20 protein-coding genes and 2 tRNA genes are annotated in these 23,440 nt (G+C 73.3%); 11 read left to right on the top strand and 11 right to left on the bottom strand.

From position 1 onward, the window contains the following. Positions 1 to 2: 2 nt before the first annotated feature. The 4 genes from ACIQVZ_RS02875 (at position 3) to ACIQVZ_RS02860 (ending at position 5,980) form a co-directional block, all read left to right on the top strand. Positions 3 to 1,469, top strand: coding sequence for a dihydrolipoamide acetyltransferase family protein (locus ACIQVZ_RS02875; protein WP_402446628.1), 1,467 nt, complete (start codon positions 3 to 5; stop codon positions 1,467 to 1,469). A 361-nt stretch (positions 1,470 to 1,830) separates the two neighbouring features. After that, a complete protein-coding gene (locus tag ACIQVZ_RS02870) occupies positions 1,831 to 3,054 on the top strand; it encodes a benzoate/H(+) symporter BenE family transporter (protein ID WP_402446626.1) in 1,224 nt (407 codons plus the stop codon). 230 nt (positions 3,055 to 3,284) lie between these two features. After that, complete coding sequence (locus ACIQVZ_RS02865) at positions 3,285 to 4,463, top strand: M64 family metallopeptidase (protein ID WP_402446623.1); 1,179 nt, start codon at positions 3,285 to 3,287, stop codon at positions 4,461 to 4,463. 155 nt (positions 4,464 to 4,618) lie between these two features. After that, a complete protein-coding gene (locus ACIQVZ_RS02860) occupies positions 4,619 to 5,980 on the top strand; it encodes a nitrate/nitrite transporter (RefSeq protein WP_402446620.1) in 1,362 nt (453 codons plus the stop codon). 63 nt (positions 5,981 to 6,043) lie between these two features. On the opposite strand, the gene ACIQVZ_RS02855 is transcribed toward ACIQVZ_RS02860, so the two are convergent. The 3 genes from ACIQVZ_RS02855 to ACIQVZ_RS02845 all read right to left on the bottom strand — a co-directional run bounded on the left by ACIQVZ_RS02855 (position 6,044) and on the right by ACIQVZ_RS02845 (position 8,059). Then, positions 6,044 to 6,184: a hypothetical protein gene (locus ACIQVZ_RS02855; protein ID WP_402446619.1), complete on the bottom strand. Its 141-nt coding sequence runs from the start codon at positions 6,182 to 6,184 to the stop codon at positions 6,044 to 6,046. Positions 6,185 to 6,767: 583 nt separating this feature from the next. Continuing rightward, a complete protein-coding gene (locus tag ACIQVZ_RS02850) occupies positions 6,768 to 7,235 on the bottom strand; it encodes a Bro-N domain-containing protein (RefSeq protein ID WP_402446881.1) in 468 nt (155 codons plus the stop codon). 2 nt (positions 7,236 to 7,237) lie between these two features. Beyond that, positions 7,238 to 8,059: a maleylpyruvate isomerase family mycothiol-dependent enzyme gene (locus tag ACIQVZ_RS02845; protein ID WP_350876647.1), complete on the bottom strand. Its 822-nt coding sequence runs from the start codon at positions 8,057 to 8,059 to the stop codon at positions 7,238 to 7,240. A gap of 173 nt (positions 8,060 to 8,232) precedes the next feature. Between ACIQVZ_RS02845 and ACIQVZ_RS02840 the strand changes: the two genes are divergently transcribed. The 3 genes from ACIQVZ_RS02840 to ACIQVZ_RS02830 all read left to right on the top strand — a co-directional run bounded on the left by ACIQVZ_RS02840 (position 8,233) and on the right by ACIQVZ_RS02830 (position 11,088). Then, complete coding sequence (locus ACIQVZ_RS02840; RefSeq protein WP_402446616.1) at positions 8,233 to 9,030, top strand: carbon-nitrogen family hydrolase; 798 nt, start codon at positions 8,233 to 8,235, stop codon at positions 9,028 to 9,030. A 185-nt stretch (positions 9,031 to 9,215) separates the two neighbouring features. Continuing rightward, entirely contained in the window at positions 9,216 to 10,325 is a 1,110-nt protein-coding gene (locus ACIQVZ_RS02835) for a GntR family transcriptional regulator (protein ID WP_402446614.1), read from the top strand. A 115-nt stretch (positions 10,326 to 10,440) separates the two neighbouring features. Beyond that, on the top strand, positions 10,441 to 11,088 hold the full coding sequence (locus ACIQVZ_RS02830) for a hypothetical protein (protein ID WP_350876643.1): 648 nt from the start codon (positions 10,441 to 10,443) through the stop codon (positions 11,086 to 11,088). Positions 11,089 to 11,165: 77 nt separating this feature from the next. On the opposite strand, the gene ACIQVZ_RS02825 is transcribed toward ACIQVZ_RS02830, so the two are convergent. Next, the gene (locus ACIQVZ_RS02825) at positions 11,166 to 11,951 is read right to left on the bottom strand and encodes an SLATT domain-containing protein (protein ID WP_350876641.1); all 786 of its coding nucleotides are present in this window, start codon (positions 11,949 to 11,951) and stop codon (positions 11,166 to 11,168) included. Positions 11,952 to 12,318: 367 nt separating this feature from the next. On the opposite strand from ACIQVZ_RS02825, the gene purD reads away from it, so the two are divergent. The 4 genes from purD (at position 12,319) to ACIQVZ_RS02805 (ending at position 18,504) form a co-directional block, all read left to right on the top strand. Then, the gene (gene purD, locus ACIQVZ_RS02820; RefSeq protein WP_402446610.1) at positions 12,319 to 13,566 is read left to right on the top strand and encodes a phosphoribosylamine--glycine ligase; all 1,248 of its coding nucleotides are present in this window, start codon (positions 12,319 to 12,321) and stop codon (positions 13,564 to 13,566) included. A gap of 532 nt (positions 13,567 to 14,098) precedes the next feature. Continuing rightward, entirely contained in the window at positions 14,099 to 15,682 is a 1,584-nt protein-coding gene (locus ACIQVZ_RS02815; protein WP_402446608.1) for a hypothetical protein, read from the top strand. A gap of 235 nt (positions 15,683 to 15,917) precedes the next feature. Further along, on the top strand, positions 15,918 to 17,531 hold the full coding sequence (locus tag ACIQVZ_RS02810; RefSeq protein ID WP_402446605.1) for a N,N-dimethylformamidase beta subunit family domain-containing protein: 1,614 nt from the start codon (positions 15,918 to 15,920) through the stop codon (positions 17,529 to 17,531). 73 nt (positions 17,532 to 17,604) lie between these two features. After that, positions 17,605 to 18,504 (top strand): phosphoribosylaminoimidazolesuccinocarboxamide synthase, encoded by a 900-nt coding sequence (locus tag ACIQVZ_RS02805; protein WP_350876633.1) that lies wholly within the window; start codon positions 17,605 to 17,607, stop codon positions 18,502 to 18,504. A 55-nt stretch (positions 18,505 to 18,559) separates the two neighbouring features. On the opposite strand, the gene ACIQVZ_RS02800 is transcribed toward ACIQVZ_RS02805, so the two are convergent. From ACIQVZ_RS02800 to ACIQVZ_RS02770, 7 genes are all read right to left on the bottom strand, one after another. Further along, a complete protein-coding gene (locus ACIQVZ_RS02800) occupies positions 18,560 to 19,180 on the bottom strand; it encodes a response regulator transcription factor (RefSeq protein ID WP_350876631.1) in 621 nt (206 codons plus the stop codon). A 28-nt stretch (positions 19,181 to 19,208) separates the two neighbouring features. Beyond that, positions 19,209 to 20,441 (bottom strand): sensor histidine kinase, encoded by a 1,233-nt coding sequence (locus tag ACIQVZ_RS02795; RefSeq protein WP_402446602.1) that lies wholly within the window; start codon positions 20,439 to 20,441, stop codon positions 19,209 to 19,211. Between the two features lie 103 nt (positions 20,442 to 20,544). Next, a complete protein-coding gene (locus ACIQVZ_RS02790; RefSeq protein WP_350876627.1) occupies positions 20,545 to 21,378 on the bottom strand; it encodes an ABC transporter permease in 834 nt (277 codons plus the stop codon). Beyond that, positions 21,375 to 22,388: an ABC transporter ATP-binding protein gene (locus ACIQVZ_RS02785; RefSeq protein WP_350876625.1), complete on the bottom strand. Its 1,014-nt coding sequence runs from the start codon at positions 22,386 to 22,388 to the stop codon at positions 21,375 to 21,377. The genes ACIQVZ_RS02790 and ACIQVZ_RS02785 overlap by 4 nt, the downstream gene beginning before the upstream one ends. Before the next feature lie 157 nt (positions 22,389 to 22,545). Beyond that, a tRNA-Gly gene (locus ACIQVZ_RS02780) sits at positions 22,546 to 22,621 on the bottom strand. Between the two features lie 39 nt (positions 22,622 to 22,660). Continuing rightward, a tRNA-Gly gene (locus ACIQVZ_RS02775) sits at positions 22,661 to 22,733 on the bottom strand. A gap of 137 nt (positions 22,734 to 22,870) precedes the next feature. After that, positions 22,871 to 23,188, bottom strand: a complete 318-nt coding sequence (locus ACIQVZ_RS02770; protein ID WP_063348519.1) for an Lsr2 family protein — start codon at positions 23,186 to 23,188, stop codon at positions 22,871 to 22,873. Positions 23,189 to 23,440: the final 252 nt, after the last annotated feature.

Raw genomic sequence — 23,440 nt, 5'->3', positions numbered from 1 at the left:
AGATGACCACCGAAGTTCGCTCGCTCCGCGAGTTCAAGATGCCCGATGTGGGCGAGGGCCTGACCGAGGCCGAAATCCTCAGCTGGTACGTCAAGCCCGGTGACACCGTCACCGACGGGCAGGTCGTGTGCGAGGTGGAGACCGCCAAGGCGGCGGTGGAGCTGCCGATCCCGTTCAACGGGGTCGTCGAGCAGCTCTTCTTCCCCGCGGGCGCGACGGTCGACGTCGGCACCGTGATCATCTCGGTCGCGGTCGCCGGGGAGGCCGGGGCCGCGGCTCCTGTCGCCGCTGCCGCTGCCGCTGCTGTTGCGCCCGTCGCCGCCGCCGCGCCGGCCGAACCGGCCGAGCCCGAGCGGCGCGAGGTGCTGGTCGGCTACGGCCCGCGCACCGGCACCGCCCAGCGCCGGGCCCGGCGCACGACCACGACGACCGTCACCGCGACGCCGGCTCCGGCCGCTCCCGTCGTGTCGGCCGCTCCCGTCGTGCGGGCCACCCCGGCGCCGGCCGCGCCGGTCGCGACCGCCTCGCCCGTCCTGGCCGAACAGCCCGCCGGGGAGCGGCCGTTGGCCAAGCCGCCGGTGCGCAAGCTGGCCAAGGACCTCGGCATCGACCTGCGCGCGGTCGTCCCGACCGGCCGGGACGGCGTGATCACCCGCGAGGACGTGCACGCCCACGCGTCGGCCCTGGCCGCCGCGCAGGCCGCCCCGGCGGCGCCGGTCGAGGCCGGTCCGGTCGCGGCGGCGGTGCCGGCGCCGGTCACCGTGGCGGGCGACGTCCGGGTGCCGATCAAGGGCGTCCGCAAGGCGACCGCGCAGGCGATGGTGGCCTCGGCCTTCACCGCCCCGCACGTTACCGAGTTCGTCCAGGTCGACGTGACCCGCACGATGAAGTTCGTCCGCCGGCTCAAGGAGAGCGGCGAGTTGGGCCGGGACGTCCGGATCAGCCCGCTGCTGCTGGTCGCCAAGGCGCTGCTCACCGCGGTCAAGCGGCACCCCGAGATCAACGCGCAGTGGGACGAGGCGGCCCAGGAGATCGTCATCAAGGGCCAGGTGAACCTCGGCATCGCCGCGGCGACCCCGCGCGGCCTGATCGTCCCCAACATCAAGGACGCCGGCGGCAAGACCCTCACGGGCCTCGCCGTCTCGCTGGGCGAGCTGATCGACACCGCCCGCCAGGGCAAGACCTCGCCGGGCGACATGCAGGGCGGGACCATCACCATCACCAACGTCGGCGTCTTCGGCGTCGACACCGGCACCCCGATCCTCAACCCCGGCGAGGCCGCGATCCTCGCCGTCGGCGCGATCCGGGACATGCCGTGGGTGCACAAGGGCAAGGTCGTCCCGCGGCAGGTGACCACGCTGGCGCTCTCCTTCGACCACCGCCTGGTGGACGGGGAGTTGGGCTCCAAGGTGCTGGCCGACGTGGCCGCGCTGCTGGAGCGCCCGAAGCGCCTGATCACCTGGGGCTGACCGCCCGGGACGTCACGAACGGGAAGCCACGAAGGGGCCTTCCCCCACACCGCCGTGTGGGGGAGGGCCTCTCCGCTTCTGCCCGCCCGTCGGCCGTCGCTGGGGGCGAAGGCGGCGGGCGGCGATCAGGACCAGCCGATGACGGACGCGCGCATGACCTGACTCCCCGGGGTCATGGGTCCGACGGCGTGGCTGGGTGAAGGCGACGGGCCCCGCTCCGGGTGGAGCGGAAGCGCCCCGGCCCCGCCGGTCGCACTCTCCGTGCCTTCATCCGTACAGACGTGCATCCTCGCCGGGGGTTGCAGGTGGTTTCAAAGTCTTTTCCGGGAGCCCGGGTTGCGGCGTTGGGGATACTTCCGGAATGACTGAAGAGCTGACGGTCCGACCGGAGACGGTGCCGGACGGGGGTGGGGAGCGCCGGTCGCTGCGACGGGACGTCTCGGGGCCGGCGCTGTTGGCGGGGCTGGTCTGCATCGCGGTGTCGTTCTCGGGGCCGCTGGTGGTGGTGCTCGCGGCCGCGGCCGCCGGGCGGCTGGACGCGGCGCACACGGCGTCCTGGATCTGGGCGGTGGCCATCGGCAGCGGGCTGAGCGGCTTCGCGCTGAGCTGGTGGACCAGGACCCCGGTGATCACCGCCTGGTCCACCCCGGGCGCCGCGCTGCTGGTGACCAGCCTGGGCGCGTACCCGTACCGGGAGGCGGTGGGGGCGTTCCTGGTGAGCGCGGTGGTGGTGACGCTCTTCGGGGTGACCGGCTGGTTCGGCCGGCTGATCGCGGCGGTGCCGACCGGGATCGTCAACGCGATGCTGGCGGGCATCCTGTTCTCCTTCGGTGCCGGGATCTTCGGCGCCGTGCACGGTGCGCCGGTGCTGGTGGTGGGCAGCCTCGCGGCCTTCCTGCTGGCCAAGCGGCTGGCCCCGCGGTACGCCGTCCCGGTGGCGCTGGTGGTGGGCGGGGTGCTGGCGGCGCTGACCGTCGGACTCTCGCTGCACCTGGGCTCGGGCGGGCCGACCCGGCCGGTGTTCACCGCGCCGGCGTTCTCCTGGGCGGCCGCGGTGGGGCTGGCGCTGCCGCTCACGATCGTGGTGCTGGCCTCGCAGAACGCACCGGGCCTCGGGGTGATGCGGGCCTTCGGCTACCGGGCGGACGACCGGCTGCTGATCGGGTCGACCGGTGCGGTGTCGCTGCTGCTGGCGCCGTTCGGCTCGCCGGGGGTGAACCTGGCGGCGATCACGGCGGCGATCTGCTCCGGCCCGGAGAGCCACCCCGACCCGCGCCGCCGCTACGTCGCGGGGATGTCCTCGGGCGTGCTGTACGTGCTGGTGGGCAGCTTCGGCGGGGTGCTGGTGAGCCTGTTCACCGGCCTGCCGAAGGAGCTGATCGCGGTGATCGCCGGGGTCGCCCTGCTGGCCTCGCTGCAGGGCAGCCTGGCGGCGGCGGTGGCGGACGAACGGGGGCGGGACGCGGCGGTGGTGACCTTCCTGGCCAGCGCCTCGGGGATGAGCCTGTTCGGGATCGGCTCGGCCTTCTGGGGCCTGCTGTTCGGCCTCGGCACCCACTTGGTGCTGAACCTCCGCAGGCGCTGACGAGAGGCCTGTCATCAGCCATATTCCAGTCATTGGGATGACTGGTGTGGTGAGGGTCATTCGGCCAGGTCGGTGACTTTTTCGGCGCGCGGTAGGGGTGACACACCCGTCCGGGTACGTCTTCGCTCCACCACCCGGGCTACGCCGGGTGACCGGAACCCCGAGGACGCACCCGTATGCCACCTGGCAACCCTGGCCGTCTCGTTCGGAGTCTGGCCGCGCTCGTGCTGGTGTCCACCGCCGTACTCCCCGCCGCCCTGGAACTGGTCGGTCCCTCGCCGTTCGGCGTGATCGGGCCGGGCGCCCCCGCCGACCGGGCCGTCCCGCCGCACGACGCACAGCGCGCCGACCGCCGGACCGTCACGGCCGCCCCCACCGTCGACATACGCCGCACCGGGGACCCGGCCAACCGGATCACCCTGGTCCTGCTCGGCGACGGCTACACGGCCGCCGAACAGGACCTGTTCCGACAGCAGGTCGACCGGGCCTGGCACGCGCTGATGGCCATCGAGCCGTTCCGCACCTACCAGGGGTTCTTCAACATACGGCGGGTCGAAGTGGTCTCCCCGGTCTCCGGGATAGCCGAGACCGAGAGCCGCGGCCGCAACCCCGCCACCCCGCTCGGCATGCACTTCTGGTGCGAGGGCACCGCCCGGCTGCTCTGCGCCGACGAGTCCGCCACCGCCCGGTACGCGGGCGACAGCTCCGGGCCGCAGTACCTGATAGCCCTGGCCAACTCCACCGAGTACGGCGGCGCCGGCGGCACCGGGGTGACCACCCTGGCCGGCGGCAGCCCGGACGCCGGGCGGATCATCCAGCACGAGATCGGCCACACCGTGGGGGACCTCGGCGACGAGTACGACAGCGCCCCGGACGACTCCGAGTACCCGAACCTCGCCACCCTCGACGCCGACGACATGCGCAAGAAGCAGACCAAGTGGTGGCGCTGGCTGGGTGCGGAGTCCCCGGACGGCGCCGGGACGGTCGGCGCCTACCGCAGCGCCAACGGCCTCTACCGGCCCACCCCCGACTCGGTGATGCGCACCCTGGGCAGCGCCTACAACCTGCCGTCGCGTGAGGCGATCATGGAGGAGCTGTACCGCAGGATCCGGCCCACCGACACCCCGTCGCCGCCGCCCGGCGAGGTGAGCGGGCGCCCCCGGCTGAACGTCCGGCCGGTGCCGCTGACCGGCCCGCGACAGCTGAAGGTCGAGTGGAAGGTGGACGGCGTCGCGGTGACGCCGCAGGCTGCCGACGGCTCCTGGCTGGACACCGACCAGCTGAACCTGGCACCGGGCCGGACGGCCACCGTCACGGCGACCGTCCGGGACACCACCGACTGGGTGCGGGACGAGGCCTTCCGGGACCGTTACATGACCCGGGCGGTGTCCTGGACGGTGACCGGCTGACGCCCGGTCCGCGGAATCCGCGGAATCCGCGGAAGCCGTGCTCCGCGCAATCCGTGCTCCGCGGAATCCGCGGTCTGTGGAATCCGTGGTCCGTGGACGATCGACCGCACCCCGCACTGGGCGTCCCATCATGGGATGACTAGTCTGGTCGCACTATGACCGTGGAGCCCGCCCGTTCAGCCGCACCCCTGTCCGTCCCCGCTCCCCGAACCGCCGACCCGGCGCCGCCGTCCGCCCCGACGCCGTCCGCCGCCCCCGCGCCGTCCCCGCCCGGCGGACGCGCGGCCTGGCTGGCCTGGTCCATCGGCGTCAGCGTCTACATCCTCGCGGTGATCCACCGCACCAGCCTCGGCGTGGCCGGGCTGGACGCCGCCGACCGCTTCGGCATCGGCGCCTCCGCGCTCTCCACCTTCTCGATCCTCCAGGTGCTGGTCTACGCGGCCATGCAGATACCGGTCGGCCTGCTCGTCGACCGGATCGGGCCGCGCCGGGTGCTGCTGCTCGGCGTCGTCCTGCTGAGCCTCGGCCAGCTGGCCTTCGCGTTCAGCTCCTCCTTCGCCCCGGCGCTGGCCTCCCGGGCGGTGCTCGGCTGCGGCGACGCGATGACCTTCATCAGCGTGCTGCGGCTCGCCGCCCGGTGGTTCCCCGCCGCCCGGAACCCGTTCGTGGCCCAGCTGACCGGCCTCGCCGGAATGGGCGGCAACCTGATCACCACCGTGGTGCTCGCACAGGCCCTGCACCGCGAGGGCTGGACGCCCACCTTCACCGCGATCGCCCTGCTCGGCGTCGCGGTCTTCGCGCTGGTCGCGCTCTTCCTCAAGGAGGCCCCGGCGGCCGCCGTACGGCCGGTCGAACACCCGCCCGCGCCGCGGCCGAACGTCGGCCGGCAGGTCCGCGCGTGCTGGCGCGAACCGGGCACCCGGCTCGGGCTCTGGGTGCACTTCACCACCCAGTTCCCCGGCAACGCCTTCGGCCTGCTCTGGGGCCTGCCCTACCTGGTGGAGGCGCAGGGCCTCTCCCGGGCCGCGGCCGGCGGACTGCTGACCCTGCTGGTGCTCAGCAACATGGCCTTCGGTTTCCTGTTCGGCCGGGTGCTCTCCGTCTCGGCGCGGGCCCGGATGCCGATCGTCCTCACCGTCATCACGGCCACCGCCCTCGGCTGGGCGCTGGTCCTGGCCTGGCCCGGCGGACACCCGCCGATCTGGCTGCTGTCCGCCATCATCGTGGTGATGGGCAGCAACGGCCCGGCCTCACTGGTCGGCCTCGACTACGCCCGCGCCCGCAACCCGGTGGAGCGCCTCGGCACCGCCTCCGGGATCGTCAACATGGGCGGCTTCATCGGCACGATGATCACCCTCTTCGGCATCGGCGTCCTCCTGGACGGCCTCTCCCCGGCCGGCACCGACTCCTACTCGGCCGACGCCTTCCGCTGGGCGTTCTGCTGGCAGTACGTCCCGCTGGCGGTCGGCACCGTGATGATCCTGCGCCTGCGCCGCAAGGTCGCGGCGGGGGCGTAAGGTCTCTGACCTGTGGAAACGCGATTACCCTCAGAATTTCTGAGGGTATGCGGCACCGGTGGATCAGCGTCCGTACTCCCGCAACATCTCGGCCATCTGCGGCGGTGTCCCATAGATCCGGGCACCGTGCAGCTCTGCGTGCATGAGCCCGTCATCGGGTGGGGACTCCTGCTGTGCCGCGTTTCGCATGCGGATCAGGTCCACCAGCTTCAGTTTGGGGCAGCCGGGGACGATTCGGCTGGCCCGGATTCCGAAAGGGATTTCCGCCCTTGTATAGCTTCCCACCTGCGGAAACGCCGTATGCCTGACTTTTAGTCAGGCATACGGATCGCATGTCGACAGTGCGAGTGTCCTGGGGATCCACGGTCCTGCTCGCGCGGCTCGCGCTGCCTCGATCGAGGATCGTGCACACGTCTGCCGTGACGAACCAGGGTTGTCCGTCGATCATCACGACTCTGATCGGTTGGCCTGTGACCGGGAAGCTCGACTGGACCAGGACCATCTGCTGCTGTTCGTCGTCCATGGGGACGTCCCTCCTTCTTCCGGGTGATGGCGGGAGTGCCCGGAACAACGAGGCCGAACGGGTGAGGTGTTGGTGCTGGATTGACGGATGGACGCACGAGTAGTGCCGACCCAGCGCGCACTCGTGCGTGTACGCCGAGTGGCGTGCGCTGTGGGCGGCCGAGACGTAGGGCGAACGACCTGCGGAAACGTGATCAGCCTTCCCGAAAGCCGGGCTATGCCTGACTAGAGGTCAGGCATAGCCCGGTGCACATGCCACTCCAGGTCAGCGCCGGTACTCGCGGATCTCGGCGACGATCCTCACCTGCTGTCCGATCGCCTCGGTCAGGGTCTCCGCCATCCGCCGCCGCTGGGTGGGAATGTCGGTGTCCCCGCGGCGGACGGAGGGGAGGAGGTCTTCAGTAACCCACGCGCGAAATGGTCGGGCGGACTCCTTGTCCGACCTCATGAGAAGGGCATACAGTCCTGCCTCACTCACCGCGCCGAGCGATGGATTTCCCCGTTGGTAGGTTTTCTGACCTGCGGAAACGGCGTAACCATCACCTCGGGTGATGGTTACGGAGCGCAAGTCGACGGTGCGGTGCCGGTGGGTTTCCAGCCCCTTGACGGTGTGGGCCGGGTTTCCTCGGCCCAGGATTCGGCACACGTCCGCCGTGACGAACCACGGTTGTCCGTCGACCCGGCGCGCACTCGTGCGTGTACGCCGGGTGGCGTGCGCTGTGGCTGGGGTCAGATTCAGATGGTGACCGCGAAGGCGGACAGGACGCGGTCGGCGAGTTCCTTGTCGCCGTCGATGGTGACGGGGCCGGGGCGGCCGCGGCCGCAGGCGAGCCGGAGGTAGGTCTCCCAGTCCATGGTGAGCTGGACGTCGGGGGCCAGGCTGATCGACTCGTCGACGGTGCCGCGGCCGGTCGAGTCGACCCGGACGGTGCGCAGGAACTCCACGCGGCCGGTGACGTCCAGGACCATGGCCGTTCCGGCCGGGGCGCCGGCCTGGTGGGCGACGGCCTTGGGCAGCAGCCCCAGCAGGACGTCCCGGGCGATCAGGGCGGCCGGGGAGTCGAGGTTGCCGGGGGTGTCCAGGGCCCGGCGCAGGTCCTGCTCGTGCACCCAGACGTCGAAGGCCCGCAGGCGCAGCAGCTCGTGGTAGTGCACGTCGCGGCTGTTCGGGCCGGCCGGCCAGCGCACCGGCTCCAGGGGCATCTGCTTGGCGTTCCGCAGGGCCCGGGAGCGGCGGATGATCGTGTACTCCAGCTCGCTGGTCATCTCCAGAGCGGTGTGGCAGCGGCGCTTGTCGACCGGCAGTTCGATGTAGCGGGCGAAGTCGGTGGTGACGTGGCGAAGGTCACGCGGCAGGGAGTGGATCGGCCGGGGGTCGCCGAGGAGTTCGGACTCGACCGCGATGATGTGCGAGACGACGTCCCGGACCGACCAGCCGGGGCATTCGGTGGCCCGGTTCCAGGAGCCCTCGGGGAGGGGGGCGACCAGCTCCGATATGGACTCGATGCTCTGAGCCCACGCCTCCGTGTAAGCCTGCACGGTCTGGTTGTCCGTCACGGGAATCTCCGGCCCTCCGTCAGCTTCCTTGCCCTCTGCGCCCGGCCTCCCCGGTCGGCCGGGATGGTCCGGCTTCCAGGCGCACACGCTAACCGCACGTTACGCTGCCGGGAGACAGCTGGGCAGCGCTTTCGGGTGACGATCGTAGGTCTCTTGCCGTGGACGGTGGTACTGTGCGCGCTTCATTGATCCAACTCGGGGTCTCCGACGCCGAGCCGCCCGCCGAACGGCGGGCCCGGGCCGCCGCGCTGGTCCGGGCGCAGCAGGGTGCGGACCTGGTGGTCCTGCCGGAGCTGTGGCCGCTCGGCGGCTTCGCCTACGACCTGTGGTCGGACGGCGCGGAGACGCTGGACGGGCCCACGTCGGACGCTATGGCGGCGGCCGCGCGGGCGGCCGGGGTCTGGCTGCACGCCGGTTCGATCGTCGAGCGCGATCCGGACGGGCCGATCTACAACACCTCGCTGCTGTTCGCCCCGGACGGCGAGCTGGTGCACACCTACCGCAAGATCCACCGCTTCGGTTTCGACAGCGGTGAGGCGGTGGTGATGGGTGCCGGGCAGGAGATCGTCACGGCGGCCACCGACTTCGCCACCCTGGGCCTGGCCACCTGCTACGACCTGCGCTTCCCGGAGCTGTTCCGGGCGCTGCTGGACGCCGGCGCGCAGCTGCTGGTGGTTCCGGCGGCCTGGCCGGCCCGGCGGCGCGAGCACTGGACGCTGCTGGCGCGGGCGCGCGCGGTGGAGGAGCAGGCGTTCGTGCTGGCCTGCAACACCGCCGGGACGCACGCCGGGGTCGAGCAGGCCGGGCACAGCATCGTGGTGGACCCGTGGGGCCGGGTGGTGGCCGAGGCCGGTACGGAGGAGCAGGTGCTGACCGTCGAGTTCGATCCGGCCGAGGTGGGCAAGGCCCGCGAGGAGTTCCCGGTGCTGCGGGACCGCCTGCTGGGGATCCCGGCGCCGGTCCAGCGCTGACCCCGGCCCGCCCCGGCCCGGCTCGGCTCGGGCGGGGGAGTCCGGGGGTGTCGGGGCCTCCGGGGGGTTGGTTTGTACCTTCTCGGGGCGGGTTTGAGAAGATGAGCACTCGTCGTGTTCCCCGCCGCTCGTTGGCCGGTCCGCCGAGGGGCGGCCTGATCGGCCCGCCCCAGGAGGTTGCGCGCATGCCCGGCAACGGCGCAGGCGACACCCGTCCCGTCATCCAGCGCAACAGCCTGCGCGAGCAGATCGCCGGTGCGCTGCGCGAGGAGATGATGGCCGGCCGGTTGGCGGCCGGCCGCAACTTCACCGTCAAGGAGATCGCCGAGCTGTACGGCGTCTCGGCGACCCCGGCCCGCGAGGCGCTGGTCGACCTCGGTGCGCAGGGGCTGTTGCGGGCCGAGCACCACCGCGGGTTCACCGTGCCCGAGCTGGGTTGGGACGACTTCCTGGAGATCTTCGAGTCCCGGGTGCTGGTCACCGACAGCTACTACCGCCAGTTCTCCGCCCGCCGGGCGCTGCCGGACCTCGCCAGGCTGCCCTCGCTGCGCCGCCGGGCCGACGCGGCGGTCCGGGCCGCCCGGGCCGGGAACCTGGACGTGATGGTGGGCTGCGACCGCCGGTTCTGGCAGGAGGTCGCCGCGCTGATCGGCAACCGCCGGATCGGCGACTACCTGGACTGGCTGCGGGTGCAGTCGTGGATGTTCGCCGCGCCCTACCTGCGGGAGCTGCCCGTCCTGGCCGAGGTCTGCTGGGACCGCCACCTCGACCTGGTCGACGCCATCGGCGCGCGGGACCTGGTCGGCGCGCACCGGATCATCTGCGAGTACAACCTGTACACCGCCCGGCTGCTGGCCGGGCTGGCCGGGCGGCCGCTGGAGTCGGTGACGGTGCTGGGGCTGCTCACCGAACCCCTGGGCGGCGGACCCGTGAACGGCGAACCCCGGAACGGCGAACCCCGGAACGGCGAGTCCGGTGGCGTCGGGCCTGGTGTCGGCGGGCTCCTGGACGGCGGGCCCGTGCCGCCGGCTCCGTCCTCCGACGTGCCGTCCTCCGACGCCCCGTCCGTGGCGGCCGAACCGCTTCCCGACCAGGCGTTCGACCAGGTCGGGAGGAGTCGGCGCCGGCCGGGCGAGGAGGTCGGCCGGGAGCACGGGCGTGAACTCGGGCTGGGGCTCGGCCTGGTGCCGCAGCCGCGTTCGGTGCCGTACGGCCGGTTCGGCCGGCGGCTGCCCGAACCGCCCCCGGACGCACCGCAGGGACGGCCCGACCCGCGCCCGGCCCCGGGCCGGTAGGGTGGGCGGTCGTCGAACCGCGCGTCCCGCACAACGGCCGTCCGGGTACCGACCCCGCCCCCGTCGTCGTCCCGCTCCGCGGGCGACCCCGTCGCCCGGAGAGGAACTGCCGGCCATGGCCTGCGACCTCTGGCTCGTCCCGCTCGTGGACGTGCTGAGCCACAGCCCCGACAATCCCTTCAGGGACGATCTCGCCCTCTACAACGCGGTGTTGGCCTCCCGCGGGCTACCCGAGGTGCCGGTCTACCAGTACGTACCGGGGCTGAGCGGGGCGGTCGAGCCGATAGCCGCCTTCGACTACGACTCGCTGCACTTCCTGCGCCGTGCCTACCTGCTGGGCCTCACCGGGCTGGACATCACGCCGGTGGACTCGCTCGGCGGCGACTACGAGCAGCTGCTGGAGATGTTCGAGAGCAGCGCCGAACAGTCGCACCTGGTCTGGCACTTCGACCACGCGGGCGCCTACGTGCCGATAGAGTTCCCGGCGCCGCTGGTGGACGACGCGCTGCTCGCCTCCGGCGGTCCGCTCGGCTCCAGCCACGGACTGCTGCGCGAACTGCAGGCCGTCGCCCCGGCGCTGGGCCTCGACCCGCTCAACCCGCCGGACCCGACCCGGCCGCTCGGCCCGACCGGCCTGGAGCAGCCGTTCGGGCCGCCGCTGGACGACCTGCACCCCTTCGCCCGCGAGCGGCACGCCTGGGCAGGCCTGTACGCGGCGGCGACCCGCAGCCTCGCCCAGGGCTCGATGGTGGTCTTCGCCTGACCTGAGGCGCCCGACCGCCACGGCAAGGCGCCCGGCCGCCGCACCGGCCCGACCGCCACGGCAAGATGGCCTGCCCACTACCGCAACGGCCCCTCCGGCGGCCGCTGGCGCGGCATGGTGGGCCGGGTGCCCGGCGGCGGCAGCACCCGCACCTGCGCGCCCACCCCGCTCTCGCTGCGCCCGCCCCAGGTGCCCGGGGCCTGGGTGGGCAGCTGGGTCATGGACGCGCGGAACTCCAGCATCCACTCCGAGGTCTCGGTGCGGACCATGTCCGAGACGTCCTCGCAGAACCGGCGCAGCACGCCGAGGCAGCGCTCGGCGGCTTCGCCCGCGGTGCCCTCGGTCGGGCCGAGCACCTCGCGCACGCACTCCGACGCCCAGTCGAACTGGAAGGCCTCCAGGCGGCGTTGCAGCGCCTGCGCGGTGCTGACGTCACGCATCCAGCCGGAGGTGAGGCCGAACACCCGGTCGGTGCCGTGGCAGGCGGCGGCGAGCGCCAGGCCGACGTAGCCCCAGCTGGTGCCGTGCGAGACCGCGCCGGTCAGGTCGACCAGCGGCGCGGTCACCCCGCCCACCGCGAAGCCGGCCGTGCCGAACCGCAGCAGGCGCGCCCAGCGGCGCTTCCAGATCCGGTCCTTGCGGTACCACTCGATCGCCTCGACCGCCCGCTCCTCGGACCAGCGGTACAGCTCCTCCAGGCGCTCGGCCGGCTCGCCCCAGTCCCCGAGGGGGAACTGTCGAGTGCTCAGATCGGCCCGTCGGCGGGTGGACGCCTGGCGGGCGATGGTCGCGGCGGGCGGGTCCTCCTCGCCGATCTCCTTGCCCCAGGCACTCTCCTCGGGCTGCATTTCCGGCTGGCTCACCTGTGGGGCTCCCTGTGGCGGGCGGACTGCTGGGTCTGGCGGTCCATCGACTGACTCAACGTCTGCCGTTGGTTGTCCAACAGCACTTCTTACCGCCAAATGGCTGACCATGGGGCCGCTTCCCCGGTGATCGTTACCGGATTCGGCCACCGGAACCCGAGGTGGAAGGGATGCGGGGGTCGGCGAGATTTCACCCGTCCGAGGGAGGGTCCGGTGACCCGCCGTCCTGACTCGGGCACCCGGTGCGCACCGAGCCGGTCCGAGTTGGAGGTTTCTCCGACATCCTCGGCGTACGGACCTCCTCGACTGGAGGATCGGACGGGACCGGAGAGCGGCCGGAACTGGCCACCGACTACCCTTGCCAAGCGTGAAGGTCCTCGTCATCGGCGGCGGCGCCCGCGAACATGCCCTGTGCCGCTCTCTGTCCCAAGATCCCGCTGTCTCCGAGCTGCACTGTGCCCCGGGCAACGCCGGGATCGCGCAGGTGGCGACGGTCCACCCGGTCGACCAGCTGAACGGCGCGCAGGTCGCCGACCTGGCCGTGCGGCTCGGTGCCGCCCTGGTCGTCGTCGGCCCGGAGGCCCCGCTGGTCGCGGGCGTCTCCGACGCCGTGCGCGCGGCCGGCATCCCGGTGTTCGGCCCGTCCGCCGAAGCCGCCCGACTGGAAGGCTCCAAGGCTTTCGCGAAGGACGTGATGGCCGGGGCCGGCGTGCCCACCGCCCGCTCCTACGTCTGCACCACCCCGGCCGAGGCCGCCGAGGCGCTGGACGCCTTCGGCGCGCCGTACGTGGTCAAGGACGACGGCCTGGCCGCCGGCAAGGGCGTGGTGGTCACCTCCGACCGCGCGGCCGCGCTGGCGCACGCCGCCTCCTGCGAGCGCGTGGTCATCGAGGAGTACCTGGACGGCCCCGAGGTGTCGCTGTTCGCGATCACCGACGGCACCACCGTCGTCCCGCTCCAGCCCGCGCAGGACTTCAAGCGCGCGCTGGACGGCGACGAGGGCCCCAACACCGGTGGCATGGGCGCCTACTCGCCGCTGCCGTGGGCGCCCGCCGGGCTGGTCGAGGAGGTCCAGCAGAGCGTCCTGCAGCCGACCGTCGACGAGCTGCGCCGCCGGGGCACCGAGTTCTCCGGCCTGCTGTACGCGGGCCTCGCGCTCACCTCGCGCGGTACCCGGGTGATCGAGTTCAACGCCCGCTTCGGCGACCCGGAGACCCAGGTCGTGCTGGCCCGGCTGCGCACCCCGCTGGCCGCCGTCCTGCTGGCCGCCGCCACCGGCACCCTGGACCAGCTGGAGCCGCTGCGCTGGGACGAGGGCGCGGCCGTCACCGTGGTCGTCGCCTCCGAGGGCTACCCGGCCGCGCCGCGCACCGGTGACCCGATCGAGGGCCTGGCCGAGGCCGAGGCCGACGGCACCGCGTTCGTCCTGCACGCCGGTACCAGGGCCGACGAGGAAGGCCGGGTGCTGAGCGCCGGCGGCCGCGTCCTGTCGGTCACCGCGACCGGCGCCGACCTGGTGGAGGCGCGCGACCGGGCGTACGCCGCCGTGGACCGGATCGCCCTCAAGGGCGGCCAGCACCGCACCGACATCGCCCTGAAGGCGGCCACCGAGTAGGGCCTGCCCCGCCTCCGCCCGCAGGGCGCCGCGCACCGTGGGATTTCCCCCCATGGACGCAGCGCCCTGCGGCGTTTCCGGGGCGGGAGTGACTCCGGGGGCCGGCGCACCGTTCGGCGGCCGGATTCCAGCCCATCGGGTGACAGCACCCGCATCCGGCTGACGTAGCCGGGCGCCCGGCCTTATGGTGCGCTGGATCGCAGTGCGACGTGGCCGTGCGCCGGGGTCGCCGCCGGGTAGCGGTGTTCCCACGGGGGGATGCTGGACGGCGTCCGGCCGGGCGGGTGCCCGGGTGCTTCGCACCGGACCGGTCGTGACCGTCCGGAATCCGGGCGGTGTCACCGGGACGAGTGGAAACCGGGGCGATCCGGAACACCCACCCGGGCCGGTGCGTCGAACATGGCAGAAGCGCCACACAGCATGCACTACCGGGGATCGGACGCCTCCGCTTCCCGGTCGGAACTGATCGTTTCGAGTCGGCTCAGGGCCCGTCGCCGGGTGCCCGAGGGCTCCGAAGGGGGTGCCGCACCGTATGGCCGCAGTCGACACCGCGCGCGCTCACGCCCAGGCGGTCCTGCGGGTCCGTGGTCTCGCCCTGGCCGCCGCCGCCATGCCCGCCGCCGTCGCGGTGGTCCTGCTCGCGGGCCGGTTCACCGGGCGGATCGGTGCACCCGGCTCCTCCGACGCCGCCGGGTGGGACGCCGCCCGCTGGGCGGTCTGCGCGGTGGCCGCGCTGACCCTCCTGGTGGCCGGGCTGACCGCCCGCGCCTACCACCGGGCCGTCCCGCCCCGGACCCCGGCCGTCCCGCTGAAACGCGCCGAGGCGCCCGAGCTGTACCGGCTGATCGACGAACTCGCCGACCGGCTGGACGTGCCCGCGCCCTCCACCGTGGCCCTCACCCCGGACTGCGACAGCTGGCTGGAGGACGTGCCGCCGGTGCGGCGGGCCCGCCCGTTCCGGACGCACCCCGAGCCGCCCGGCCCGGTCCTGGTGATCGGCTCACCGTTCCTGTGGTGGATGCGGGCCGGCGAACTGCGCGCCCTGCTCGCCCCCGTGGTGGCCGGCACCGCCGCCTCCGCCGACCCGGAGATCGCCGCCGCCCGCCGCTTCCTGCGCAGCCTGGACGCCAGCCTGGACTCCGGCCAGGGCGCGGCCCCCGGCCTCGGCGGCGGCACCCTGGCGGTCCCGCCCCGGCCGCCCCGCCGCGGTCCGGCCGCGCTCGCCGAGCGGATCACCCGCGGGATCACCCGCCGGCTGCTCGGCGCCTGCCGGGGACACGCCGCCGAGCTGGAGCGTGCCGTGGCGAGCTGGGCCTCCGAGCAGGCCAGGACGGTCGACTACGGCCTGCGGATCGCCGCCCAGGAGCAGGTCGGCCTGGCCTACGCGGGCTGGGACCGGCTGCTCACCCGGGTCGCGCTGCCCGCCTGGCGGCTCGGCCGCCACCCCGCCCACCTCAACGCCGGCGTCGTCTCCGCCCTCACCGAGCTGTCCCGGCGCGACCGCCTGGCCGACGGCTACGGCACCCGGCTCGGCGACCGCCCCGCCTGCGACCTGCTGGAGGAGCCCGGCACCGTCGACCGGGCGGTCTCCCGGCTCGCCGCCGAGCTGTTCTTCGGCAGCCCGGCCGCCGGAGCCTGGCACGAGCTGGAGTGGACCGACTACCCGGCCGACGTGGTGGACGCCGGCTGGCGGGCCCGCGCCGCCGCCCTGCAGACCGCCCTGGACCGGCTCGCCCCGCAGGCCCGCCCCGGCTCCCCGACGCTCACCCGGCTGCTGGTCCGGCTCGCCGAGGGTGAGGGGGAGCAGTTGGCCGCCGCGCTGGCCGCCCAGCTGGCCCGCACCACCGCCCCGGCCCCGCTGCTCGAAACCGCCCGCAGCGGCCGCGACCTGCTGGTCGACCACGTCACCGCGATGGTCTGCTGCGCCGCCGTCGACACCGCGGGCGGCGCGCCCGGGCTGGACTGGTTGGACGGTCCGGTGCTGCTGCTGGGCGGGATCCGCCGCACCGACCTGGCCGGGCCGGTCGCCCAGGCCGTCGAGCAGGGCCAGGACGGCCCGCTGCGGGCCTGGCTGGACGCCGCCGACGTCCGTCTGGAGAAACCCGTCCGGTTGTGAGTCGGACAGGTCGTGAGCCGGACGGGCGGCGCTCGGCGCTCCGGCACGCGCCCCCAAACCGACCGGCGGGCGGCCGTCTCCGCAGGCCGGAGGCCCGGCCGGGGGAGGGCGTGAGATTCCCGGCACCAATTGCGACCGCAGGGTGACGGAGCGCCAGCACTCTGTGGTGTATTAGACCGCACGCACATCCGGGGGGCACGTGCCAACCGGGCGGAAGTGCACCTGGGAGGGGCGCGTGGGCACGGAACTCAACCGCCGCTGGGAGTCCGGAACGCACGCTTACAGCGTCTCCGACCCCTTCGGCCAGGGCCCGCTGCCCTGGCTACGCAGCCCGGACCAGTACCTGGCCGGCGCCGAGGGCGCCGTCCCCTGGTACGTCTCGGTGGACGCGCCCGGCCAGCGGCCGCTGGCGGTCGGCGCCCGGCCCAAGCCGCCGGTCGGCACCCCGCAGAGCGCCAACGACGTGGACCAGCAGATCAAGGGCTTCGCCTCGGCCGGGGTGATCCGCCCCGGCGGTTCGGTGGACTTCCGGGTCACGGTCAACCCGCCCCGCGAGTTCACCGTGGACGTCTGGCGGATCGGCCACTACGGCGGCGACGGCGCCCGCCACATGACGTCCAGCCCGTTGATCGCCGGGCTGGCCCAGCCCGCCCCGCTGGTGGTCGAGCGGACGGTCTCCTGCCACCACTGGTGGCACTCCTGGCGGCTGCAGATCCCGGTGCACTGGAAGCCCGGCGCGTACGTCGCCGTGCTGACCACCGCGGACATGCTGCACCGCAGCCACATCCCGTTCACCGTCCGGGACTTCGAGGACCGGGAGCACGCCGCCGAACTGCTCCTGGTGGTCCCGGACGTGACCTGGCAGGCCTACAACCTGTTCCCCGAGGACGGCCGCAGCGGCGCCAGCCTCTACCACGCCTGGGACGGCCGGGGCGGCCTGGTCGGCGAGCCGGAGGCGGCCGTCACGGTCTCCTTCGACCGCCCGCACGCCACCGCCGGGCTGCCGCTGCACGTCGGCCACGCGTACGACTTCATCCGCTGGGCCGAGCGCTACGGCTACGACCTCTCCTACGCCACCGCCACCGACCTGCACGCGGGCCTGGTCGACCCGGGGCGGCACCGGGCGCTGATCTTCCCGGGCCACGACGAGTACTGGTCCGAGCCGATGCGCCGGGCCGTCGAGCAGGCCAGGGACGACGGCACCTCGCTGGTGTTCCTGTCCGCCAACACCATGTACTGGCGGGTCGAGCTGACCGCCGCCGCCTCCGGCGAACCCAACCGGCTGCTCAACTGCCGCAAGCGGCAGAAGGTCCAGCCGGGCAGCCCGGCCGCCGGGGTGTCCGGTTCGGCCAGCGCGCTGTGGCGGGACGCCGGCGAGCCCGAGCAGCAGGTGCTCGGCCTGCAGTACTCGGGCCGGGTCGCCGCGCCCGTCCCGCTGATCGCCCGGCACACCGCGCACTGGCTCTGGGACGGCACCGGCTTGCAGGAGGGCGACGAACTGCCCGGCCTGGTCGCCGGCGAGGCCGACCGCTACTACCCCAAGGTGGCGCTGCCCGAGCACACCGAGCGGGTGCTGCTCGCGCACTCGCCGTACCAGGACCTCGCCGGCCGCACCCGCTACCAGGAGACCTCGCTGTACCGGGCGCCCAGCGGCGCGTACGTGTTCGCGGCCGGCACCTTCGCCTGGTCGCCCGCGCTGGGCCGCCCCGGCCTCACCGACGAGCGGATCCAGCGGGCCACCGCCAACCTGCTCGACCGCCTCGGCAAGAACGAGGCCTCCTTCGGCGGTGCCTCCCTGGGCCGGAGCGGGGCCGCCCCCGGCCAGAAACGGGGCCTCGGGGGTTCGTGAAAGACTGCGGGGGCAGTGACCTCCCCTTTCGCGCGCCCCACGCCCGCGAACGACCCCTGAGGACTGAGACACCTTGAGCGGATTTGTCACCAAGCCCGAGCCGGTCCAGGTGCCCGGCCTCGTCCACCTGCACACCGGCAAGGTGCGCGACCTCTACCGGACCGAGTCGGGCGAGCTGGTCATGGTCGCCAGCGACCGGATGTCCGCCCACGACTGGGTGCTGCCGAACGAGATCCCCGACAAGGGGCGCGTCCTCACCCAGCTGTCCCTGTGGTGGTTCGAGCGGATCGCCGACATCGTCCCCAACCACGTGATCTCCACCGAGGTCCCGTCCGGCGCCCCCGCCGACTGGAAGGGCCGCACGCTGATCTGCCGCAGCCTGGACATGGTCCCGGTCGAGGCGGTCGCCCGCGGCTACCTGGCCGGCTCCGGCCTGGCCGAGTACCAGGAGAACCGCACGGTCTGCGGCATCGCCCTGCCGGAGGGCCTGGAGAACAGCTCCGAGCTGCCCGCCCCGATCTACACCCCGGCGCTCAAGGCCGAGGTCGGCGAGCACGACGAGAACGTCTCCTACGAGGAGACCGCCCGCCGGATCGGCGCCGACCTGGCCGCCCAGCTGCGCCGCACCACCCTGGACGTCTACGGCCGGGCCCGGGACATCGCCCGCGACCGCGGCATCATCCTGGCCGACACCAAGTTCGAGTTCGGCCTGCTGGACGGCGAGCTGCTGATCGGCGACGAGGTGCTCACCCCGGACTCCTCCCGGTACTGGCCGGCCGACGAGTGGCAGCCCGGCCGCTCGCAGCCGTCCTTCGACAAGCAGCTGATCCGCGACTGGCTGGTCTCCCCGGCCTCCGGCTGGGACCGCTACAGCGAGCAGCCGCCGCCGGAGCTGCCCGCCGAGCTGGTCGAGCGGACCCGCGCCAAGTACATCGAGGTGTACGAGCGGCTGACCGGTACCGCCTGGGCCTGACGCCCGGCCGCCCGCGAGCCCGAGGCCGGGTCTGGATCCGGGTCTGGATCCGGACCTAGATCCAGCCGTGCTCGCGGGCGATCCGCACCGCCGCGTGCCTGTTCTCGGCGCCCAGCTTCCCGGCCGCCGAGGACAGGTAGTTGCGGACGGTGCCGGGGGACAGCGCCGCCCGTTCGGCGATCTCGGTGATCGAGGTGCCGTCGGCGGCCAGCTCCAGGACGTCCGTCTCGCGCGGGGTGAGCGGGGTCTCGCCCGCGCTGATCGCGTCCGCGGCCAGCTCCGGGTCCACGTACCGGCCGCCGGCCCGGACGGTCCGGATGATGCCGGCCAGGTCGGCCGCCGAGACGGTCTTCGGCAGGAAGCCGCGCACCCCGACCTCCAGCGCGCGCTTGAGGTAGCCGGGGCGGCCGTGGCCGGTGACGATCATGCAGCGGCAGTCCGGCAGCAGCCGGCGCAGTTCGGTGGCCACCTCGATGCCGTCCTTGCCGGGCATCTGGAGGTCCAGCACCGCGACGTCCGGGCGGTGGGCCTGCGCCATCGCCAGCGCCTCCGGGCCGGAGCCGGCCTCGGCGACCACGGTGATGTCCTCCTCCAGGGAGAGCAGCGCGGCCAGCGCGCCCCGGATCAGGTGCTCGTCGTCGGCGAGCAGGACGCGCACGGGTGCGGGGTCGGTCATCGGGCGGTCCTCCGTCGGTGGGTGCGGGTCAGAGCGGGACGGCGGCGAGCATCCGGAAGGTGCCCTGGGCGGCCTCGGGGATGGTCAGCTCGCCGTCGTGGGCGGCCAGCCGTTCGCGCAGGCCGCGCAGTCCGGTGCCGCCGCCCAGCGAGGGGAGCGGGACGGCGGGCACCCCGTCATTCTCCAGCTCCAGGACGGCGCGGCCGTCCTGGAGGTTCAGCCGGATCAGGCAGTGGGCGGCCTCGCTGTGCCGCAGCACGTTGGTGGTGGCCTCGCGGATCACCCAGCCGAGCACTGACTGGATCGCCGGCGGCAGTCGGTCGGCGTTCTCGCCGAGGTCGATCTCGCAGGTGACGTCGGCGCTGCGGAGCACCGCGCGGGCTCCGATCGCCTCGGCGTGCAGGTCGGCGGTGCGGTAGCCGCGGATGACGTCCCGGACCTCGCGCTGCGACTCCTGGGCGATCCGCTGGACCTCGGCCATCTGGTCGGCGGCCTCCGGGCGCCCGCGGCGGGCGAACTGGACGGCGAGTTCGCTCTTGAGCGCGATGGTGGTGAGGTTGCGGCCCATCACGTCGTGCAGGTCGCGGGAGAACCGCAGCCGCTCCTCGGCGACGGCCAGCCGGGACTGGGCCTCGCGGGCGGTCTCCAGTTCCCAGATGATCGCGGTCACCCAGGCGAAACTGCGGCAGGTGCCGACGAGGAAGGTCAGGCTGATCGCCGCCCCGACCGCCAGCCCGGCCGTGGTGGCGGGGCTCATCCCGGCCAGCAGCATCGCCGGGGCGATCAGCAGGATCAGGCCGAGTCCGGCGGCGAGGACCTGGCGCAGGGGCAGGCCCACGCCGATCGGGCCGATGGCGGCGCACAGCATGGCGATGGCGACCGACGCGGTGAACGGCGTCCCTCCGGGCCGCCCGGCTTCGGCTGCGGACGGGCCCAGCAGCAGGACGGCCCAGGAACCGGCGACCGAGAGCGCGCTGTTGACGATCAGCCAGCGCAGGTGCTCGGTGGGGCGGTGCAGGTAGTGGTCGAGCGAGGTGCGGAACGCCCGGAGGCAGAGCAGGGTGGAGGCGAGCGAGACGACCAGGGTGACCCGGACGGCGTCGACCGACCGGTCGATGTTCGTGACGGAGGAGGCGCTGAACACCAGGTTCACCGGGACGATGCACCAGGCCACCATGTAGAGCGACCAGCGGAAGTACAGCTCGGCGCGTTGGGGCTTGCCGAAGCCCTTCCATCTGCGGACCGGCCCCTGGACGGCCATCGAATCGCTCCCCGTTTCGATCAAGATCGTGTCGCTACCTTCATATCAGAGGCGGAACGGGGGTCTGACCTTCGCACTTCCAGAGAGGGTGCCCGCCGGGGCGTCAGCGGCGCGACTCCCAGCGGAAGTAGCGCACCGCGCCCCAGACCGCCAGGCCGAGCCAGACGGTGCCGGTCACCAGGTGCGGGGCGGCGGTGGACCAGGTACCGGCGAAGCCGGTGGCGGCGGCCGAGCCGTCGCTGCCGGTCCAGCCGATCCGGATCAGCTGGAAGGCCGGGGTGGTGGGCAGCAGGCGGCAGAAGTCGGCCAGCCCGGGGGGCATGATCTCCAGCGGGATGAGCAGGCCGGAGCCGAACTGGGAGACCAGCAGCACCGGGAGGGTGGTGATGCCGGCGGTCTCGACGGTCTTGGTGAAGGCGCTGGAGATGGCGGCCAGTGCGATGAAGACGGCGATGCTCAGGACCAGCCCGACGGCCAGCAGCAGCGGGTTCACCGGCGTGCTGAGCTTGAGGAGGGCGGCGGCGCCGATGCCGACCACGGCGCACATCATCAGGGCGAGGCTCACCGAGGGCACCGCCGTACCGGCCAGGATCTCGATGTCCCGGGCCTCGCCGGTGCGCAGCCGCTTGAGCACCAGCTCGTTGCGGCGGGCGACGTACGCGGCGGTCAGGTTGTAGTAGACGACGAAGGCGAGGACGCCGCCGATGGTCCCGGTGATCAGCAGCGTGTCGACGTCCAGTCCGGGGTGGGACTCGGCCTGCTGCTTGAGCATGTTGCGCCGGCCGGCGATCAGCAGCAGCGGCAGCAGCAGCGCGGTGAACAGGGCGGCCCGGTTGCGCAGCAGCAGGGTGGCCTCGGCGCGGCCGAGGGAGAGCAGCCGGCGGGCGGTGGTGCTCTGCGGGCCGGCGGCGGTCTTGGCGGCGGTGGCGGTGGTCATCGGGCGGATCCGATCAGGCGGCGGCGGGCGGTGCGGGCGGTGGGGGCGGCGGGCGACTGGGGCGGGGCCTGGTGGGCGGCCTCGGAGGCGATGGCGAGGAAGGCCTCCTCCAACGAGGCGCTGCGGGCGTCCAGGGAGCCGAGCGTGATCCCGTGCTGCTGGGCCCAGCCGAGCAGTTCGAAGAGGGTGTGCTGGAGGCCGCCGGTCTGCACGGTGACCTTGCGGCCGTCGACGGCGATCTCGGCCCCGGCGAGGACCGGCAGCGCCGTCCCGGTGAACTCGGGGAGTTCGAAGCTGATCCGGGAGGGCCGTCCGGCGATCACCTCGGCGACGGTGCCGGTGGTGACGACCCGGCCGCCGTGCATGATGGCCAGCCGGTCGGCGAGCTCCTCGGCCTCCTCCAGGTAGTGCGTGGTGAGCAGCACGGTGGTGCCCTGGGAGCGCAGTTCGCGGACCAGCCGCCAGACGGCGGCGCGCGCCTCGGGGTCGAGGCCGGTGCTGGGCTCGTCCAGGAAGAGCACCTCGGGGCGGCCGAGCAGGGCCATCGCGAGGTCGAGCCGGCGCCGCTCGCCGCCGGACAGCTGCTTGACCCGGACGTCGCGGCGGTGGCCGAGGCCGACCAGTTCCAGGGCCTCGTCGACCGGGCGGGCGTTGCTGGTCATGCCGGCCCAGCTGCGGCCGGTCTCGGCGATGGTGAGGTCGCCGGGGAAGCCGCCCTCCTGGAGCATGATGCCGATCCGCGGGCGGACGGCGGCGCGCTCCCGGTGGGGGTCGTGACCGAGCACCCGGACGGTGCCGCCGGTGGGGGCGGCCAGGCCCTCGATGAGCTCCATGGCGGAGGTCTTGCCCGCCCCGTTGGTGCCGAGCAGGGCGAACAGCTCACCGCGGCCGACGGTCAGGTCGATGCCGCGGACGGCGTGGTACCCGGTGGTGCCGCTGCCGTAGTGGCGGTGCAGGTCGGTGACCTCGATCACGCTGTCGCCGGGGCGCAGGGGCTGGCTCGTTTCCATGGCTCAAGCCTTCCGCCTCCCCGGCCGGGCGGGCAGTGCGCGCCGTCATGAACCGGCGGTGGAGATCCACGGGTCGGCGATGACAAATGTCATGGGCCGGGATCGGCGTGGAGCGGGAATGCCGAAAGGCCCCCTCGATCGAGGGGGCCTTTCGTTCTGGAGCGGACGACGAGATTCGAACTCGCGACCCTCACCTTGGCAAGGTGATGCTCTACCAACTGAGCCACGTCCGCAGGTCTGACTATGAAGTTGTGCTGTGCTCGCACACTGCGAGCGGACGACGAGATTCGAACTCGCGACCCTCACCTTGGCAAGGTGATGCTCTACCAACTGAGCCACGTCCGCATGGTGCCTGGTGGGGCACCCGCCGCCTCTTCGGATCTCTCCGTTGCGGCGACGAGGATTACTCTACAGCATCGTCCGGGGTGGTCGCCCCACCCTTTCGGTCCGGGCGGGCGGGGCGACCGGGGTGCCCGGGGCGGTCAGTTCGCCTCGGCGAACTGCTCGTACACGTGCTTGGGGATGCGTCCGCGGGCCGGCAGCTCCATGCCGCGCGACAGGGCCCAGGCGCGCACCGCGGCCGGGTCCGGGGTGAGCGCGGTGCGGCGGAAGGACTTTCCGGTGCGGCTCTGGCGGCGGCCGGCCGCGACGAACGGAGCGAGGGCCTCCCGCAGCTTTTCCGCGTTGTCCACGGACAGGTCGATCTCGTACGACTTCCCGTCGACGCCGAAGTGGACGGTTTCCGCCGCGGCGCCGCCGTCCAGGTCGTCGGAGAGCGTGACAACTACACGCTGAGCCATGGGTGTCAATCCTCTCGGGCAATTCGGCCGCCGGTTCGCGGGGTGCGTCCGGGGGCCTGATGTGCACCACTCGCGCAAGCGCATACGGGCAGGCCTGGTGGCCCGCCGGATACGCAGCACTTGCCGCGACAGGTGGACCTATTCTGCACCCGAAGGGGGTCGAAATCGAAGAGTCCGGCATTCTTTTCCGGATATTCACGTGTCTTCGCCGGAGTGCCGGATACCGGAGTGCGGGACGGGTCGATCTGTCCC

Source organism: Kitasatospora sp. NPDC098663, from assembly GCF_044760075.1.
In the GTDB taxonomy this organism is placed as follows: Bacteria; Actinomycetota; Actinomycetes; order Streptomycetales; family Streptomycetaceae; genus Kitasatospora.
Note: the sequence above shows the minus strand (reverse complement) of the source record. Positions and strands in the feature narration are given on the sequence as shown.